We start from the raw sequence: 18,120 nt of genomic DNA on the forward strand, positions 1-18,120 counted from the left end.
TATATTTTCTATGCGTAGTCTATAATTTACATAGAATAATAATAAGTACCAGGTAATAATATCAGATATTTATACTTGTTGTAAAGATGAGTTTATATGTATATTTTGTAAAATTAGAAAAAAGTGTGTTTACATTCAGTTTACATTTATAGCGTATTCTAGTTTTAGAAAGAATAGTTTTGTTTATAACGAGGAGATGAACGACAATGGAAGTTAGGAATACAGAAAAGAAAAAAGGGAATTGGAGGCAGTTTTTACGTCTCATTCAAGATACAAATCCACCGAAAGGCATTCTTATTTTTGCATTAATAATGAGCTTACTTTCTACTGGAGCGAGTTTGTTTATTCCAATGCTGACAAAAGGTTTAGTTGATAATTTTTCACTTTCTTCAATTAGTACGGGACAAATTGTTGGATTAATTGCATTCTTTATTATTCAAACAATTGCTGCAGGATTGTCAATTTATTTACTGAATTATATTGGACAAAAAATTGTAGCTGGACTTAGAGAACGATTGTGGAAAAAGGTACTTATTTTACCAGTGTCTTATTATGATCAAAACAGAACGGGAGATACAATTAGTCGTATGACAAATGATACAGGTGTTGTTAAAACATTAATTTCTGAGCATTTGTCAAACTTATTAACAGGAGGTATCTCAATTATTGGGTCATTAATTGTATTATTTGTTTTAGACTGGAAAATGACAATTTTACTTTTAACGGTTATTCCATTATCGGTACTAATTTTAGTTCCACTTGGACGGAAAATGTATAAGATTTCAAAAGCACTTCAAGATGAAACGGCTTCTTTTACTAGTGTATTAACACAAGTACTATCAGAAATTCGTTTAGTAAAATCTTCAAATACGGAAAAAAAAGAATATGAAACAGGTAATACAGGTATCCAAAAACTATTGCAATTTGGTTTGAAAGAAGGAAAAGTGCAAGCATTAATTTCACCTGTTATGTCGTTTGTTTTAATGGCATTGCTTGTTATTATCGTAGGGTATGGTGGAATGCGAGTTTCTAGTGGTGCATTAACAACAGGTGAACTTGTAGCATTTATTTTGTATTTGGTTCAAATTATTATGCCAATGAGTCAGTTATCAATGTTCTTTACTCAGTTCCAAAAAGCAATTGGTGCAACCGAAAGAATTAATACGATTTTAGAATATGAAGTAGAAGATCATGAAACAGGTATGAATGTTACAAATGCGAAGCAGCCGATCGTTATTGAAAATGTACATTTTGAGTATAACGAAGAAGAGAAAATCTTGAAAAATATCGACTTCACGATTGAATCTGGAAAAGTAACGGCGATTGTAGGACCAAGTGGTAGTGGAAAAACAACTTTATTCTCGCTGTTAGAACGTTTTTATGAGCCAACTAGTGGTTTCATAAAATTAGGGAAAGAACCAATTACAGCATATTCATTACAATCATGGCGACGTCAAATTGGTTACGTTTCACAAGATAGTCCGTTAATTGATGGAACGATTCGCGATAATATTTGCTATGGTGTTGAGGGTGAAGTGACGGATGAAGAAATTGAAAAAGTAGCAGCGATGGCGTATGTTGATGCGTTTATTCATGATTTACCAAGTGGATACGCAACAGAAGTTGGAGAGCGTGGTGTGAAGCTTTCTGGAGGGCAAAGACAACGAATTGCGATTGCTCGAGCGTTACTACGAAACCCACAAATCCTTATGTTAGATGAAGCGACGTCAAGTCTTGATAGTAAATCGGAATCGGTTGTTCAGAAGGCGTTAAATAACTTAATGAAAGGTAGAACAACTTTAGTTATTGCGCATAGACTTTCTACTGTTGTAGATGCAGATAAAATTATCTTTATTGAAAAAGGGAATCTTACAGGAAGTGGCTCACATGATGAGTTATTACGGACACATGACATGTACCGTGAATTTGCAATGCAACAATTGAAAATTAAAGAAGGAGCATTATAGAATGAAAACAATCAGTGAAGGGGCACTTCACTGATTGTTGATTTTAGAGTGCTAAAAAGTATGTTAAGCAGAAAGGATATGATTCCTTGATACCCAAAATTTTAATTGTAGATGATGATCCGCACATTAGAGAACTTGTTTCTGTATTTTTGGAACGAGAAGGTTTTCAAACATATGAGGCCGTTGATGGATTAGATGCTCTTCGAAAAATAGAAGAAGTGAGAGTCGAAATGGCGATTATTGATATTATGATGCCAAATATGGATGGGTTTGATTTATGTTATGAATTAAGAAAATACTATGATATCCCAATTCTTATGCTGACTGCTAAAGGTGAAACATCTCAAAAAGTAAAAGGATTTCACCTCGGAACAGATGATTATCTTGTAAAACCATTTGATCCTTTAGAATTAGTTGTGAGAGTGAAGGCATTATTGAAACGTTACCAAATTACAGTATCGCAATCTATTCAAGTTGGGAATGTACTGTTAAATCGTAAAACATTTGAAGTTAACGTTGGAGAACAAACGGTGACGCTGCCGCTAAAAGAATTTGAGTTGCTCTTTACATTAGGATCTAAAGCGGGGAGAACTTGTTCAAGAGAGCAATTAATAGAAGACGTATGGGGATATGATTTTGAAGGGAATGAACGCACGCTAGACGTTCATATTAATCGGTTGCGTGAAAAGTTTCAAGAAGAGTTATCGAAGTTTAGTATAAGGACGATAAGGGGCTTAGGGTATCGCTTAGAGGTAAGTAAATGAGAAAAAGAGAAAGAATGAGTAAGATGAAGATGTTAAAAGTAATGGGGGCGATAGTAGCGCTCTTTACTTTTCTTACTATAATTTGGTCAATAGCCTTTTTTGTATCGTCTAGTGTAATGAAAGCTTTTGAAATAAACGTATCGCCTTTTATTAATTTTCTAATTAGTGATATGGTCGGCTTTGTTTTTATCGTTCTTATTTGGACATTAATCGGAATTTTAATGAGACCGAAGCGAGAGGCGATGATTTGGACGATCATTGAACCGATACAAAAAATTGCAAAAGGGGACTTCTCTGTAAAAATACGGAATGAAGAAAAGTATGATGGCGAAATTGGTGTGCTTGTAAAAAGTATTAACGATATGACGGATGAACTTAATGCAATGGAGAAAATGAGACAAGAATTTGTATCGAATGTTTCTCATGAAATACAGTCGCCATTAACATCTATTAAGGGATTTGCTCGAGCGCTACAAGATGATAATCTACCAGTTGAAAAAAGAAAACATTATCTTACTATTATTGAAACTGAAACAACGCGATTATCTAAATTGAGTCAAAATTTATTGAAGCTAACAATTTTAGAGTCAGAGGAGTATTCACCAGAAAGAGCTACTTATCGATTAGATCAACAGTTGAAACAAATTGTGTTAAATAGTGAGCCTCTTTGGGATGAAAAAGGACTTGAGCTAGATCTTGATATGGATAAAGTGTGTGTTACTGCAGACAAAGAAAGTATGAGCCAAGTATGGATAAATTTAATTCATAACAGTATTAAATTCACACCAAATGGTGGCACGATTACAATTCATTTAAAAGAACATAAGGAATTCCTGGAAGTAAGTATTCATGATACGGGAATTGGTATATCCGAAGAACAGAAACAACATATTTTTGAACGTTTTTATAAAGCGGATTCTTCACGAAACCGTGCTTATGGAGGAAGTGGATTAGGTCTAGCAATTGTAAAAAAAGTACTCGACCTTCATCAAGGAAAAATAAAAGTTGAGAGTGTAGAAGGAAATGGTACAGAATTTATTGTGCGTATTCCAAATCATGAAGAAAAATAGTGTTAGAAGGAGGCCTTCTAACACTATTTTTCTTTAAAAATGCATTTACCATTACTATAGTTACCTATAAGTAACCTACGCACATAAAAGTGCATCATTGCCTTTTTGCATAAACATAGATACACTTTTAATATAATAAACAACTGAGATGATTAAGGAGTGTTATACTTGGCAGAATTATTACAAGGAAAAAATGCTTTAATTACAGGAGCAGGTAGAGGGATTGGTCGTGCTGTAGCGATTGCGTTAGCGAAAGAAGGCGTAAATGTAGGTCTTTTAGCTCGTTCAGAAGAAAACTTAAAAGCTGTAGCGAAAGAAGTGGAAGCAGAAGGTGTAAAAGCTGTTATTGCGACTGCTGACGTATCTTCATATGAAGAAGTAACGACTGCAATTGAAACATTAAAAAATGGTTTAGGATCTATCGATATTTTAATTAATAACGCTGGTATTTCTAAATTCGGTAAGTTTTTAGAATTAGACGTTGCTGATTGGGAAAAAATCATTCAAGTAAACTTAATGGGTGTATACTATGCAACTCGTGCAGCTTTACCAAGTATGATTGAACAACAATCTGGTGATATTATTAATATTTCATCTACAGCAGGACAAAAAGGTGCACCTGTAACAAGTGCATATAGTGCTTCTAAATTTGGTGTTCTTGGTTTAACAGAATCGTTAGCGATGGAAGTTCGTAAACATAATATCCGTGTAACAGCTTTAACACCAAGTACAGTAGCAACTGACATGGCTGTAGACTTAGGATTAACTGATGGAAATCCTGATAAAGTAATGCAAGCGGAAGATATTGCAGAGTTTATCGTAGCGCAGCTGAAATTAAATAAACGTACATTTATTAAATCAGCAGGACTTTGGTCTACTAATCCGTAAGGGATAAATATAAAATACAAAGAAGGGACATCTATTCTGTAATAGAGTGGGTGTCCCTTCTTTATTTTTTGTGTATGAAACGGAATTTTCGGTATAATTAAATTTGAATGGTAGATAAGTATTAAAAACTTGAAGGGGATGGTATTTCCATGAGTACGATTGAGAAATGGACGGCTGTTGATCAATATATGAGTGATGTATTAATACCGAAAGACTCTACATTAGAAGAAGTTCTTCAAGCAAACGCTGCAGCTAATTTACCGGCACATGATGTATCGCCAACTCAAGGGAAGTTTTTACAACTATTAGTACAAATTCAAGGAGCGCGTAAAATTTTAGAGATTGGCACTCTAGGCGGATATAGTACAATATGGCTTGCAAGAGCATTGCCATCTGGAGGGCGAATTGTTACATTAGAAGCAAGTGAAAAGCATGCTGAAATTGCACGGAGCAATATTGAGCGTGCCAATTTGAATGATAAAATTGAAATACGATTAGGATTAGCGTTAGATTCTTTAAAACAAATAGAAAATGAGAAGTATGAACCATTTGATTTTATTTTCATAGATGCGGATAAACAAAATAACCCTGCTTATTTTGAATGGGCACTGAAACTATCACGCCCTGGTACTGTAATTATTGGGGATAACGTAGTACGTGAAGGTGAAGTTATTGATAATACTAGTAGCGATCCTCGTGTACAAGGGATACGCCATTTCTATGAGCTAATAGCTGCTGAGCCGCGTGTAAGTGCTACTGCGCTTCAAACTGTAGGAAGTAAAGGGTACGATGGGTTTGTAATGGCAGTCGTAACAGAGTAATCTAAGGAGGAAAAAGGGATGAAAAAGAAGTTTCAAAAATTATAACGTGTATCTTGTACAACGAATTTAGCTCGTGGACCTCCAATTTACATAGCTTTATATTATATATTAAAAACTTGGAGGCTATAAGAAGATGAGAACTGAAAAAGAAATGTTAGACTTAATTATAAATACAGCAAAAGAGGATGAAAGAATTCGAGCTGTCATCATGAATGGGTCACGTGTGAATCCAAATGTGAAAAAAGATTGTTTTCAAGACTATGATATTATTTATGTTGTAAAAGATATACAATCTTTTACGTGTAATCATAGTTGGATTAATAGATTTGGAGAAATAATGATTGTGCAAATGCCGGAAGAAATGTCTTTACTTCCAGCTGATAAAGACGGGAAATTTCCGTATTTAATGCAGTTCATGGATGGGAATCGAATTGATTTAATGCTAGTTCCAGTTGATTTAATAAATAAATTTATTGGACAGGATAGTTTAAGAAAATTACTACTGGATAAAGACAAATGTATTGGAGAATTTCCGCCAGCAAGTGATAAAGATTACGTTATAAAAAATCCTACAGAAAAAGAGTTTTTGGATTGCTGTAATGAATTTTGGTGGTGCAGTACAAATGTAGGAAAAGGATTGTGGCGCGAGGAACTTTCTTATGCGAAAGGAATGCTTGAAGGCTCAATGCGTGATATGTTAATCGTAATGCTAGAATGGCATATTGGTATGAAAACAAATTTTACAGTGAATACCGGAAAGTTTGGTAAGCATTTCGAGCAATATGTTGAAAAAGATACGTGGGAGCAATTTAGAAAGACATTTTCAAATGCAGAATATGAAAATATATGGGAGTCATTCTTTGTAATGGGTGATTTATTTAGGGAAGTTGCGAACGAAATTGCTAACACATATGGATATCAATACCCGCAAGATGATGATGACAAAGTGACAAGCTATTTAAAACATGTGAAAGTTTTGCCGAAAGATAGTACATCGATTTATCCCGCATAAACGGGCAGTAAAACCCCCACTGATTAAAGTTTCACTTTATTAATTGTATAAAGCAGTAAGACTGTCCTAATTACGGACAGTCTTATTTTTGTTCATGAATAAGAATTTCTCTAACAAAGTACAGATGAATCACATATGAAATTTTAGGGAGGTTTTTATCATGTATTATTTTTACGCACCAGAAATGTTCGTTCCATTTCATTGGGGACTAGAACGAAATGTTTCGTATGCTTATATGCCATATCATTCATTTTATTATGGAAACTATATAGACGCAGTGCCGTATGTATTAAATGTTCCGCAAAATGATCAAGTCAAAGTGAAGGAAGAGAATCGGGGGTCATGGACACCTTTTTCATGGGTTGAAAAATATGCGTATGCATTTTCAGGACCATACAATAAAGCGGAAGTAGCTCTTACATTTGATGATGGACCAGATTTAGTATTTACGCCAAAAATTTTAGATAAGTTAAAACAATATAATGTAAAAGCTACTTTTTTCTTACTTGGTGAAAATGCAGAAAAGTTTCCGAATGTAGTAAAGCGTATCGCGAATGAAGGGCATGTAATTGGTAACCATACGTATAATCATCCGAATTTAGCGAAAGTAAATGAGGCTGAATACCGTAATCAAATTATAAAAACGGAAGAAATATTAAATCATTTAGCTGGTTATGCACCGAAGTTTATACGTCCACCATACGGTGAAATACTTGAAAATCAATTGAAGTGGGCGACAGAGCAAAATTTTATGATTGTACAGTGGAGTGTTGATACAGTTGATTGGAAAGGGGTAAGTGCTGATACAATTACAAATAATGTGTTAGGGAATTCATTTCCAGGAAGTGTCATACTTCAACATTCGACTCCAGGTGGACATTTGCAAGGATCTGTCGATGCACTAGACAAAATCATTCCGCAGTTAAAAACGAAAGGGGCACGTTTTGTAACACTTCCAAGTATGTTCCAGACATCTAAAGAGAGAAAATAAAAATGTTAATAATTAGGATTTTAAGAGTTGTATAGTATAATGAAGGTGTAAGTTAGGGGGGATATAATTGATGGATGCACTAGTAAACATAGGAATGAGCATATTGATTGGCATTATATTTATACTTGCGGCACTTATTCTTCAAAAAAATCCACCGACGGATATTAACGCAGCATATGGTTACCGTACGAAACGGTCTATGAAAAATAAGGAATTATGGGATGCAGGTAACAAGTATAGTGCAGAAGTGATGAAACAAAATGGATTCATTATGATGTTAATTGGAAGTGTTATTAGTATACTGTTTAGATATCCACATACAATGATAGCGATTATGATTGTTATGCTGTTGTTAATTATACGATTATTTATACGAGTAGAGAAAAAATTAAAGATACTTGAGCAATAAAAAAATAAGACTCCCGAATAAAGTAAGCTGGGAGTCCTATTTTTTTATAAACTATTTTTGTTTAGCAATTCTTGTCCTTGCACTATAACAAATTCATAGTATTCAAGAGCATAAGGATAAATATCTTCAAATGTTATCGTTATCGGATTACTGTTTAAAACAGAATTAGTCGTTAAAGATGAAATCTCTCTTCTTAATAGTTGTAGAAAAGAAGTTGCATGTACTTTCATCACATCGTCTACTTCTTCACCTGGTGCAAATGGAAGTGGCTTTATTACATTGTGAAAATACATATGACAAAATTCACGATCAGTAAGATTTGAAATTTCATAATCTATTTTATAGATTCCTTTGTATGTTAGATCAGTAGTTTGAAAGAAAAGTCCTAATTCTTCTTCAATTTCACGAAGACCGCCAATTTGTACATCTTCATCATGCATAATGTGTCCAGCTGATGTAATATCCCATATATTCGGAGCTTCTTTTTTATTTTTAGAGCGTAATTGGAAATATAAGAACATATCCTCAGCATCTTTTTCTACAAACCAGCAATGAAATGTTTCGTGCCAATCACCGTCACGATGCACGTCATCACGTAATTTCTTTCCAAGTGTATTTCTTTCAGGATCAAATATTGTTAACCACTCTGTCATTTTAATTCCCCTTTCTGCAAATTTTATTATACAATATTTGTATTGAATTTTGGGAAAATAAAGAAAAAGGAGTGATTATTAGTGAAGATAGAGAATAAGGAAATAAAATCAATAATTTCAACTGAGGAAGAATTACGACAAATATTGGGGCAACCAAGTGAACGGGCTTTGAAAAAAGTTATTTCATCACTTGATCACCATTGTGTAGATTTCCTGTCTAAATCGCCTTTTCTAGTATTATCTACTGCAAATAAATTCGGAGAGTGTGATGCTTCGCCGAGGGGAGACGCACCTGGATTTGTATATGTATTAAATGAAAATAAAATTATCATCCCAGAAAGACCGGGTAATCGTCGTATAGACTCTATTTTAAATATAATTTCAAATTCGCACGTAGGGTTAATCTTTTTTATTCCGGGTCTTGGGGAAACACTCCGAATAAACGGTAAAGCATATATTACGAACGATGAAGAAATTTTGAAAGAAATGCAGGCGAATGGACGCAATCCATTACTTGGAATTGTTGTTGAAATAGAAGAATGCTATATTCATTGTGCAAAAGCTTTTATTCGTTCAAAAATGTGGGATCCAGAGTCATGGTTAAATAAAACAGAGCTACCTTCAGCACCGAAAATGTTAATGGAGCATGCGAAAGTGAATGCTTCAGAAGAGGAAGTTGCACGTTCTTTAGAAGAAAGTTATAGGGAAAGATTGTATTAAAAATTATTTTTTAAATATAGTGTTGAAGTATGAAACTCTAAACGTTTTAGAGTGAGACTTTAACTATGAATATTGCTAATTTGTATGTGATGAATATATGTGCAAGAGAATAAATCTGTATTAGATGATTTGTTATTTTAAAATATAATTATTCATATTCTTAAAAATTGTGAAGAAAAATAGGCTTGCTTTTTGAAAAGTTGATAACTATAATAAGTTAACAAATAGACATGAACGAAAAAGTAACGATAAGGACATGAGATGATTTTTACGGTTTACAGAGAGGGAAGACAAGGCTGTGAGCTTCCTAACACGAAAAATGATCTTACCACCTTTGAACTTCAATAGTGAACGAGTAATCTAGTAATTATTGACGGTATCAGCCGTTATCTGAACTTGAGCAATCTAGAAGAAAGTAAGTCTAGGTTGGAACAAGGGTGGAACCACGAAAACACATTCGTCCCTTTCCTAGGGATGAGTGTGTTTTTTTTATAGTTTTTAAGATTGAAAATTTAAAATAATTAAAAAATAGTATTGATTTTGTTTTTTATGCGAGTATAATGAGTTAACAAATAAACATGAGCGAAAAAGTAACGATAAGGACATGAGAACATTTTTACGGTTTACAGAGAGGGAGGCCAAGGCTGTGAGCTTCCTAACACGAGAAATGATCTTACCACCTTTGAACTTCAATAGTGAACGAGCAATCTAGTAATTATTGACGGTATCAGCCGTTATCTGAACTTGAGCAATCTAGAAGAAAGTAAGTCTAGGTTGGAACAAGGGTGGAACCACGAAAACACATTCGTCCCTTTCCTAGGGATGAGTGTGTTTTTTTATTACTTTGAAAGGAGGTGCGGTAACATGAAACGATTAGTACGTACGGAAATAACCACCACCTGCATGATTAAAAAGCAGAGTAAGGTGATTCACAGGTGTAACAATTAAACTATTTAGGAGGAGATTAGAAGATGAATAACGTTATTAATGTTGGGGTATTAGGATTAGGTACTGTCGGAAGTGGTGTTGTCCATATTTTGAAAGAACATTATAAAAAAATCACTCTTGATACAGGATATGAAGTAAAGGTAAAGACAGTCGTTGTACGTGATTTGGAAAAGGAACGTGATGTTTGCATTGATGGAATCGTAGTAACAAGTAATGTCGATGAAGTTCTAAATGATTCAAATATTGATATTGTAGTAGAGGTAATGGGCGGAATTGAAGAAGCGAAAGAGCATATTGTGAAGGCTTTGCAAAGTAAGAAACATGTCGTAACAGCAAATAAAGATTTAATGGCTGTATATGGTGCGGAGCTTCTGCAACTGGCAAATAAAAATGAATGTGACCTATGTTACGAAGCGAGTGTAGCCGGTGGGATTCCAATATTAAGAGGATTATCAGACGGGCTAGCTTCAGATCAAATTGAAAAAATAATGGGAATCGTAAATGGAACAACAAATTATATGTTAACAAAGATGAGTCAAAATGGATGGTCGTATGAAGAGGCTTTACAAGAAGCGCAAAAATTAGGGTTTGCAGAATCAGATCCGACAGCGGATGTAGATGGACTAGACGCTGCGAGAAAGGTAGCAATTCTTGCAAACTTAGGTTTTTCGATGAATGTTTCTTTAGATGATGTTCAAGTTAGAGGTATTCGAAAGGTTGAAAAAGAAGATTTAGAGATGGCCGAAAAATTAGGATTTACAATGAAATTAATTGGTAAAGCTGAAAAACAAGGATCATCCATTCACTTAAGTGTAGAACCGACTTTATTACCACGTCATCATCCGCTATCGAATGTGAATAATGAATTTAATGCGGTGTATGTTCACGGTCAAGCAGTAGGAGAAGTGATGTTTTACGGACCTGGAGCTGGGAAGTTACCAACTGGTTCTGCTGTAGTAAGTGACATTATTTCAATCGTTAAAAATATGAATCAAGTTCCGAAAAATAAAAGTGTATTAAAAGAACCGGAGCCGTATGAATTACAAGGAGATGAAGAAGTAGTTTCAAAATACTTTTTGCGCATTTCATTACGAGATGAGCCTGGAATGTTTAAAAAAATAACAGAATGTTTCGTCGATTATTCTGTGAGTTTAAAAGAGGTAATTCAATTACCTTTGAATCGTGAGCTTGCAGAAGTCGTTGTTGTGACGCATCAAACTTCAAAATATCAATTCGAGCAAGTTTTAGGAGCGATAGAAGATGTCGCAAGTGAAATAAACAGTTACTACATTATTGAGGAGGAAAAACAATATGTATAAAGGACTATTAAAACAGTACGCTTCTTATTTACCGGTGAATGAAAACACACCTGATGTCAGCTTAATGGAAGGGAATACACCCCTGATTCCATTATTAAATATATCAAAACAATTAGGGATTCAGTTATACGGAAAATATGAAGGAGCGAATCCAACGGGTTCTTTTAAAGACCGTGGTATGGTAATGGCAGTTGCAAAGGCGAAAGAAGAAGGTTCAGAGGCTATCATTTGTGCATCTACAGGTAATACATCAGCATCAGCTGCCGCATACGCGGCACGCCTCGGAATGAAATGTATTATCGTAATACCAGAAGGAAAGATTGCGCATGGGAAATTAGCGCAAGCAGTTGCTTATGGAGCGGAGATCATTTCAATAGAAGGGAATTTCGATGATGCACTTAAGGCTGTAAGAAATATTGCTGCAGAAGAGCCGATTACATTAGTAAACTCAGTAAATCCTTACCGAATTGAAGGACAAAAAACAGCAGCATTTGAAATTTGCGACCAGTTGGAAAATGCACCAGATGTTCTAGCTATTCCGGTTGGGAACGCAGGGAACATAACAGCATACTGGAAAGGATTCTGTGAATATGAAAAAGAAAAGGGTTATAAAAAACCAAGAATTCACGGCTTTGAAGCCGAAGGAGCAGCTGCAATTGTAAAAGGGCATGTAATTGAAGAACCTGAAACGATTGCAACAGCGATTCGTATTGGTAACCCAGCGAGTTGGTCGTATGCAGTAGAGGCTGCCGAGCAGTCTCATGGTGAAATAGATATGGTGTCAGATGAAGAAATATTACATGCGTATAGATTGTTAGCAAAAACTGAAGGAGTTTTTGCAGAGCCAGGATCAAATGCTTCATTAGCGGGCGTCATTAAACATGTGCAATCTGGAAAAATCAAAAAGGGAGAAACGGTTGTTGCAGTTTTAACTGGAAACGGTTTGAAAGATCCTGATATCGCAATTTCTTCTAATAAATTTGATATTGCAAGTGTGTCAAATGATATAGATCAAATTAAAGATCATATTAAAGGGGTGATTATGTCGTGATACCATTGAGAGTACGTGTCCCTGCTAGTACAGCGAATGTCGGACCTGGATTTGATTCAGTAGGAATAGCATTGTCATTATATTTAGATGTGGTGGTAAAGGCGGAAGCAGATAAATGGCAAGTAATCCATTCCTTTGAAGATTCAATTCCAACAGACGATAAAAATTTAATTGTTAGCACGGCATGTAAAGTGTTTCCTTCTTTATCACCCTATATAATAGAAGTTACTAGTAATATTCCGCTGACAAGAGGTCTAGGAAGTAGTGCATCAGCAATTGTAGCAGGAATAGAGCTTGCGAATCAGCTTGGAAACTTGAACTTAACAATTGATCAGAAAGTTCAAATTGCTACAAATTTGGAAGGACATCCAGATAATGTTGCTGCTTCTATTTTAGGTGGAACTGTAATCGGAGCGCTGGATGGAAAGAATGTTTCGGTTGTAAGGATTGAAAGTAAGGAATTAGGCGTAATTTCTCTTATTCCAAATGAAGAGCTAAATACGGAGGAAAGTCGATCTGTATTACCAGAGATGTTTCCGTTTCATGAAGCGGTTAAGGCTAGTGCGATAAGTAACGTATTAGTAGCTGCATTATGTCAAAAGAAGTGGGAAGTTGTAGGTGAAATGATGGAACGAGATCATTTCCACGAGCCATATCGTTTAGAACTTGTACCGTTATTACCATCAATTCGTAAATGTGCAAAAGAATTCGGAGCATATGGCACAGCGCTTAGTGGTGCGGGACCATCCATTTTTATTTTAACTCCGTACGAGAAGCGTAAAGAAATAGCTGACCAATTAGCGAGAGTATTTGCAGCTATGAAAGTATGTGAGCTTGAAATTGATCATAAAGGGATTACTGTAAATAAGGAAGAACATATTGGATTATAAAGAAAGCTAGCATAGCTAGCTTTCTTTACGTTATGGAGAATCTATTTTAAAGGGGATTTTTCGGAATGAACATTAAATTTAGAGGTGATTATATGAGTTCAAAAGAGTCACCAGAAGAAAAAAGAGAACGCATGAGACAAAGTGAATTGAAAAATAATCCTACCGGTTCTTTGAATGATGGACTCAACAGGGTGGAATCAGGTAGCCCTGTTGATATGACAGGTGGTATGAATTGGAAAGGTACAGGGATATTAATTTTAGTGCTAGTTTTAGGATATATTATATATAGTTACTTTTTCAGTTAAGGGAAGCTTGATGGAATTTAGATTTGCTTGATCTAATTATTAGTGAGAATAAAAAAACAAGGATTAAAGTTCCACTGTATTACATATTTTCTTTAAACAGATTATAGTAATACGTAAATTTTTTTTGCTCATAATAGAGCTAGCATAATGCTAGCTCTATTATTTTTTTGCCATATTCCTGTAACAAACCACCTGTATATTCATTGGTGGAGGTGCAGAAGATGAAAAAAATGATAGCGATATGTCTTCTTACAACATTGTCACTTTCGACTTTAGTCGGGTGTGATGTAAAAGGTAATGATGCTTTACAAGAGTCTAAAATAAAGAAAGCGACGTATAAAGATTTTACTTACGATGTAAATCCTGAGACTTTTACGTTAACTGTAGAACATGATGGTGTAAAAGAACAGGCATCACAACCGTTACCAAAAATGAAGGTATCGAATTTGAAAAAAAACAAGGATCATACATCATGGGAATATCCGGATCAAAAAGTAAAAGTAAATTTAGAAAAGAAAAAAGACCACTTAAATATTGAAGTGGAATCGACTGGTGCAGAAAGTTTTACATGGCCAAAAGTGCAAGCTGAAAATTATACACTTCCGTTATGGGAAGGTAAGCAAATTCCGAGTAATGATGAGAATTGGAAGAAGTTTTTAAAGGATGATGCATATTCATTTGCTGAATCATTTTCTATGAAGTTTTTTGCATTAAATGGTTCTAAATATTCGATCGTATATATTGCGAACAATATGTTTAATAATGAATTGAAATTTCATTCAGATCCGAAAATAGGGTTTGATTTTACACATGAATTCCCGAGTATAAATAAAAATAAAACATATGGATTTCAATTATATGTGACAAATAATGATGCAGTAAGTATCGCTAAACTGTATAAGGATAATATTGCTCGAAAAGGTGAATTTAAAACATTACAAGAAAAGGCAAGAAAAAATAAAGAAATCGAAAAACTTTACGGGGCAGCTCATTTTTACTTTTGGAATCAAAATGGTTTATCAGAAAGTAACGTGAATTGGCCGAAGCTAAGAGAGCAAATAAATAGCCCGGTGTTTAGTCATATAAAAGGGCTTATTCAAAAGAATAGTTCGGAGCCTGGAGAACTGAGTGTGTTTGAGCAAGTAAGTAAACAAGATTTCATTGATAAGTACCAAAAAAATGTTATTTTACGCTATACAAACGAAGTATTATCTATGAAGGAATTGTATAAAGAGGATATTTTCCCGAAAGTTAATCAGGAAGCTAGTGTGTTATTAAAGAAAGGTGTAGATCACTTATCGAAGACAGAGCTGTATAGCTTAAATAAACATTTATTAAAGTCAGTACTCGGTGATGCAGTTGAAGAAGTAAGTAAATGGGGTAAGGCAGATGGAACGGATATAATAAAGGAAATGAAAAAAGTAGGGATAGACAAAGCGTGGATTGGTCTACCGAACTGGGAACAAGGATTTATGCAGCCTAATTTCGTTACAGAAGCTAAGGAAATGGGATATTTAGTTGGTCCGTATGATTCTTACCATTCTATTCACGAAAAAGGTGATAAAAATTGGAACACAGCTTCCTTTAATGACCCATCGTTATATGAAGAAGCCACTGTAACGAAGAAAAATGGTGAGAAAGTGCAAGGGTTTTTAGGGAGAGGCCGAAAATTAAATCCGACATTATCACTTCCTAGTGTAAAAGAACGAATGAACGATATATTACAAAATGGCCCTAAATATAATTCATGGTTTATTGATTGTGACGCGACGGGCGAAATTTATGATGATTATTCAACAAAACATTTAACGACACAAGAACAAGATTTACAAGCAAGGTTGCAACGAATGGATTATATTGCGCAAGAAAAGGGTATGGTAGTTGGCTCAGAAGGCGGAAATGACTTTGCAAGTAGCACGATTGCATTTGCTCACGGCATTGAAACGCCTGTTATTAAATGGGACGATGAAGATATGAGGAAAAATAAAACAAGTCCGTATTATGTGGGCGGATATTGGTCACCGAATCAAAATGTTCCAGAAAAATATGCAAAACAAGTACCGTTAAAAGAAGAATATAAACAAGTATATTTAAATCCAGTATATTCGGTACCGTTATATAAATTAGTATACAATGATTCTGTAATTACAACGCACCACTGGGAATGGGGAAGTTTGAAAGTAAAAGATGAGGTAGGAAACCGAATGTTATATGAGTTATTGTATAATGTGCCTCCGTTGTACCATTTAGATGAAGTAGAGTGGAATAAGCATAAACAAGAAATTACGCAGCATCTGAAAGTTTGGAATGAAGTTCATGAAAAGGCAGTAAAAGAAGAAATGACGAACTTTGCATATTTGTCAGAAGATAAATTAGTCCAATCTGCTTCATATGGAAAAGATATTAAAATTATTGTGAATTTCTCTAATGATGATGTGGAAATAGAAAAAAAGAAAATAAAAGCAAAATCAGCTTTAATTTATAATAATGGGAAGCAAATGATATACACACCAAATGAGAAATAATAAAGTGAAATTTTAATCAGTGGGGGATTTATCCCTCACTGATTATTAGTCATCACCAATCAAAATTTCACGGCCCAAACTTGACTCTTTTATTCCTGATAAATTATGAGGTGAAAGTCTTACTACCTGCAAATAACAGAATGATAAATCTGTAAATTTGAACGTTTTGAAGTGTTAAATTTTTGAAGTTGATAAATAGTGACTTGCCAAAAATAAGCACGAGAGTATAATGTGAAATGGAATACATATTGGATTCATGATGTAACCTTACAAAAATGTAAGGTGATTGAAAGGAAATTCAATATGAAGATTACTAGACATACATTATACTAGGAAAAGAGAAAGAGAGGAGAATGAACATGAGCTCTGAATTAGAACAAGATACGAGAAGCAGTAAAAAACGTTCTAAAAGAAAATCAATAAAATGGTTCATTTTAATTCCATTTTTCCTACTTGTTTTTGGAGGAGTAGGATATGGATCGTTTATATATAACAAAGCAAAAGCTGTTGTAAGTGATGCATATGCACAAATTGATAAGTCATCAAAAAGGGACAAAGAAGTGGAACCTTTAAAGGATAATATTTCGATTTTAATCATGGGTGTCGATGGAAGCGAAATGAGAAAAAGCCAATATGGTGAAGCGGTTCGAACAGATGCACTTTTATTAGCGACAATTAATAAAGATGATAAATCCGTTAAATTAGTAAGCATTCCTCGTGATTCACGTGTTTATATTCCATCTAGAAAGAAATTAGATAAAATTACACACGCACACGTATTTGGTGGTGTTGAAAGTACAAGAGATACAGTGGAAAGATTTTTAAATGTACCAGTTGATTATTATGTGAAGTTTAACTTTGAGTCATTTGTACAAATTGTAGATTCAATTGGTGGTATTGATATTGATGTACCTGTTACTTTCACAGAACAAGATAGTAAAGACCAAGCAGGTATGATCCATTTAGAAAAAGGTTACCAACATTTAAATGGTGAACAAGCCCTTGCACTTGCTAGAACGCGTAAAATTGACAGTGACGCAATGCGTGGTCAAAGGCAACAACTTGTAATTGAAGCAATTGCGAAAAAAGCAATGTCTGTTCAATCAATTAGTAAAATGGGCTCTTTACTTGATGCAGTTGATAAAAATATGAAAACAAACTTAACGTTTGATGATATGCTTGCTATTACGAAAAATATGGCAGGATCAGATTTGCAAATGGAAAAGATGCAAATAGAAGGAACGGATAAGCGTATTGGTGGTATTTATTATTACATTCCAAACGAAAAAAATGTGAAAGATATTTCGACTAAGTTAAATGAGCATTTAGGTGTTACACCAAAACCAACTCGAAATGAATAAGTATAAAAAAAGGTTGGCCTCAGCCAATCTTTTTTTATGGAAATGGATTGCTTCATTTATTTTTAGTAGAAGGGCTACTAGTTTTTTCACGTTTACAGTCAAATCATTTTAATTTATATAAACAAAAGGTGCAATTGTACGATATACTAGAGGAAAGAATTTGGTAATTAACTCCTAAAATAGAGAAAATAAATTCATCTCATTGCAAGTTGAAAGCGAATTGAATTGATAGAAGATGAAGATCAAACAGGTTAAAACAAATCTTCTTGAAAGTTGTACATAGTGCAATCAAGAATTGGTATGAAAAGAATAAAGAGTTTGTTGAGGCAGGAACAACAATTTTGATAAAACTCCCATTATAATTCATATTTTAGATTGTTTATATAGTGTAATAAAATAAATAGATGTATAATTATATTGGGTGAT

Annotated in this window: 16 protein-coding genes, 1 pseudogene and 2 other annotated features; of the genes and pseudogenes, 16 read left to right on the forward strand and 1 reads right to left on the reverse strand. The window is 34.2% G+C overall.

Annotation, left to right across the window (positions count from 1 at the left end):
* Nucleotides 1–206: 206 nt before the first annotated feature.
* From LCF45_RS09655 to LCF45_RS09690, 8 genes are all read left to right on the forward strand, one after another.
* Nucleotides 207–1,967 (forward strand): ABC transporter ATP-binding protein, encoded by a 1,761-nt coding sequence (locus LCF45_RS09655; RefSeq protein ID WP_002031356.1) that lies wholly within the window; start codon nucleotides 207–209, stop codon nucleotides 1,965–1,967.
* Nucleotides 1,968–2,053: 86 nt separating this feature from the next.
* Nucleotides 2,054–2,731, forward strand: a complete 678-nt coding sequence (gene hitR / locus LCF45_RS09660) for an envelope stress response regulator transcription factor HitR (protein ID WP_002126920.1) — start codon at nucleotides 2,054–2,056, stop codon at nucleotides 2,729–2,731.
* Nucleotides 2,728–3,801, forward strand: a complete 1,074-nt coding sequence (hitS, locus tag LCF45_RS09665) for an envelope stress sensor histidine kinase HitS (protein ID WP_263894767.1) — start codon at nucleotides 2,728–2,730, stop codon at nucleotides 3,799–3,801. Before hitR ends, hitS begins: the two co-directional genes overlap by 4 nt.
* Nucleotides 3,802–3,969: 168 nt before the next feature.
* Nucleotides 3,970–4,689 (forward strand): 3-ketoacyl-ACP reductase, encoded by a 720-nt coding sequence (locus tag LCF45_RS09670; RefSeq protein WP_000818985.1) that lies wholly within the window; start codon nucleotides 3,970–3,972, stop codon nucleotides 4,687–4,689.
* Nucleotides 4,690–4,838: 149 nt separating this feature from the next.
* A complete protein-coding gene (locus tag LCF45_RS09675; RefSeq protein WP_002168605.1) occupies nucleotides 4,839–5,510 on the forward strand; it encodes an O-methyltransferase in 672 nt (223 codons plus the stop codon).
* Between the two features lie 133 nt (nucleotides 5,511–5,643).
* The gene (locus tag LCF45_RS09680; RefSeq protein WP_263894771.1) at nucleotides 5,644–6,522 is read left to right on the forward strand and encodes an aminoglycoside 6-adenylyltransferase; all 879 of its coding nucleotides are present in this window, start codon (nucleotides 5,644–5,646) and stop codon (nucleotides 6,520–6,522) included.
* A gap of 160 nt (nucleotides 6,523–6,682) precedes the next feature.
* Nucleotides 6,683–7,513 carry a peptidoglycan-N-acetylglucosamine deacetylase gene (locus tag LCF45_RS09685; RefSeq protein WP_002031366.1) on the forward strand — a complete coding sequence of 277 codons (831 nt, stop codon included), beginning with the start codon at nucleotides 6,683–6,685 and terminating at the stop codon, nucleotides 7,511–7,513.
* Nucleotides 7,514–7,583: 70 nt separating this feature from the next.
* Nucleotides 7,584–7,922: an SdpI family protein gene (locus tag LCF45_RS09690; RefSeq protein ID WP_002012358.1), complete on the forward strand. Its 339-nt coding sequence runs from the start codon at nucleotides 7,584–7,586 to the stop codon at nucleotides 7,920–7,922.
* A gap of 44 nt (nucleotides 7,923–7,966) precedes the next feature.
* Here LCF45_RS09690 and LCF45_RS09695 read toward each other — a convergent pair whose 3' ends face one another.
* Nucleotides 7,967–8,575, reverse strand: a complete 609-nt coding sequence (locus tag LCF45_RS09695) for an NUDIX hydrolase (protein ID WP_002126927.1) — start codon at nucleotides 8,573–8,575, stop codon at nucleotides 7,967–7,969.
* An 81-nt stretch (nucleotides 8,576–8,656) separates the two neighbouring features.
* Between LCF45_RS09695 and LCF45_RS09700 the strand changes: the two genes are divergently transcribed.
* The 8 genes and pseudogenes from LCF45_RS09700 to LCF45_RS27135 all read left to right on the forward strand — a co-directional run.
* Nucleotides 8,657–9,295, forward strand: a complete 639-nt coding sequence (locus tag LCF45_RS09700) for a pyridoxamine 5'-phosphate oxidase family protein (RefSeq protein WP_002012360.1) — start codon at nucleotides 8,657–8,659, stop codon at nucleotides 9,293–9,295.
* A gap of 236 nt (nucleotides 9,296–9,531) precedes the next feature.
* Nucleotides 9,532–9,763, forward strand: a binding site (T-box leader).
* A gap of 116 nt (nucleotides 9,764–9,879) precedes the next feature.
* Nucleotides 9,880–10,111, forward strand: a binding site (T-box leader).
* Nucleotides 10,112–10,266: 155 nt separating this feature from the next.
* On the forward strand, nucleotides 10,267–11,562 hold the full coding sequence (locus tag LCF45_RS09705; RefSeq protein WP_002126929.1) for a homoserine dehydrogenase: 1,296 nt from the start codon (nucleotides 10,267–10,269) through the stop codon (nucleotides 11,560–11,562).
* Nucleotides 11,555–12,613, forward strand: coding sequence for a threonine synthase (gene thrC, locus LCF45_RS09710; protein ID WP_002126930.1), 1,059 nt, complete (start codon nucleotides 11,555–11,557; stop codon nucleotides 12,611–12,613). Before LCF45_RS09705 ends, thrC begins: the two co-directional genes overlap by 8 nt.
* Complete coding sequence (thrB, locus tag LCF45_RS09715; RefSeq protein WP_078203183.1) at nucleotides 12,610–13,503, forward strand: homoserine kinase; 894 nt, start codon at nucleotides 12,610–12,612, stop codon at nucleotides 13,501–13,503. Before thrC ends, thrB begins: the two co-directional genes overlap by 4 nt.
* 92 nt (nucleotides 13,504–13,595) lie before the next feature.
* Nucleotides 13,596–13,808, forward strand: coding sequence for a DUF6366 family protein (locus tag LCF45_RS09720; protein WP_003188727.1), 213 nt, complete (start codon nucleotides 13,596–13,598; stop codon nucleotides 13,806–13,808).
* A 221-nt stretch (nucleotides 13,809–14,029) separates the two neighbouring features.
* On the forward strand, nucleotides 14,030–16,333 hold the full coding sequence (locus LCF45_RS09725; RefSeq protein ID WP_263894772.1) for a glycoside hydrolase: 2,304 nt from the start codon (nucleotides 14,030–14,032) through the stop codon (nucleotides 16,331–16,333).
* A gap of 353 nt (nucleotides 16,334–16,686) precedes the next feature.
* Nucleotides 16,687–17,694, forward strand: a complete 1,008-nt coding sequence (locus tag LCF45_RS09730; protein WP_170935224.1) for an LCP family protein — start codon at nucleotides 16,687–16,689, stop codon at nucleotides 17,692–17,694.
* 62 nt (nucleotides 17,695–17,756) lie between these two features.
* A pseudogene (locus tag LCF45_RS27135) lies at nucleotides 17,757–18,023 on the forward strand (sensor histidine kinase); the annotation flags it as partial.
* Nucleotides 18,024–18,120: the final 97 nt, after the last annotated feature.

Origin of the sequence: Bacillus sp. 41-22 (assembly GCF_025809295.1) — a bacterium.
GTDB lineage: Bacteria > Bacillota > Bacilli > Bacillales > Bacillaceae_G > Bacillus_A > Bacillus_A mycoides.

Excerpts from the sequence above, each read along its gene's own strand:
- LCF45_RS09680 (WP_263894771.1), top strand. The coding sequence starts at position 5,644 with ATGAGAACTGAAAAAGAAATGTTAGACTTAATTATAAATACAGCAAAA.
- LCF45_RS09705 (WP_002126929.1), top strand. The coding sequence starts at position 10,267 with ATGAATAACGTTATTAATGTTGGGGTATTAGGATTAGGTACTGTCGGA.
- LCF45_RS09685 (WP_002031366.1), top strand. The coding sequence starts at position 6,683 with ATGTATTATTTTTACGCACCAGAAATGTTCGTTCCATTTCATTGGGGA.
- LCF45_RS09730 (WP_170935224.1), top strand. The coding sequence starts at position 16,687 with ATGAACATGAGCTCTGAATTAGAACAAGATACGAGAAGCAGTAAAAAA.
- LCF45_RS09725 (WP_263894772.1), top strand. The coding sequence starts at position 14,030 with ATGAAAAAAATGATAGCGATATGTCTTCTTACAACATTGTCACTTTCG.
- thrC (WP_002126930.1), top strand. The coding sequence starts at position 11,555 with ATGTATAAAGGACTATTAAAACAGTACGCTTCTTATTTACCGGTGAAT.
- LCF45_RS09675 (WP_002168605.1), top strand. The coding sequence starts at position 4,839 with ATGAGTACGATTGAGAAATGGACGGCTGTTGATCAATATATGAGTGAT.
- LCF45_RS09690 (WP_002012358.1), top strand. The coding sequence starts at position 7,584 with ATGGATGCACTAGTAAACATAGGAATGAGCATATTGATTGGCATTATA.
- LCF45_RS09655 (WP_002031356.1), top strand. The coding sequence starts at position 207 with ATGGAAGTTAGGAATACAGAAAAGAAAAAAGGGAATTGGAGGCAGTTT.
- LCF45_RS09695 (WP_002126927.1), bottom strand. The coding sequence starts at position 8,575 with ATGACAGAGTGGTTAACAATATTTGATCCTGAAAGAAATACACTTGGA.
- hitS (WP_263894767.1), top strand. The coding sequence starts at position 2,728 with ATGAGAAAAAGAGAAAGAATGAGTAAGATGAAGATGTTAAAAGTAATG.
- LCF45_RS09720 (WP_003188727.1), top strand. The coding sequence starts at position 13,596 with ATGAGTTCAAAAGAGTCACCAGAAGAAAAAAGAGAACGCATGAGACAA.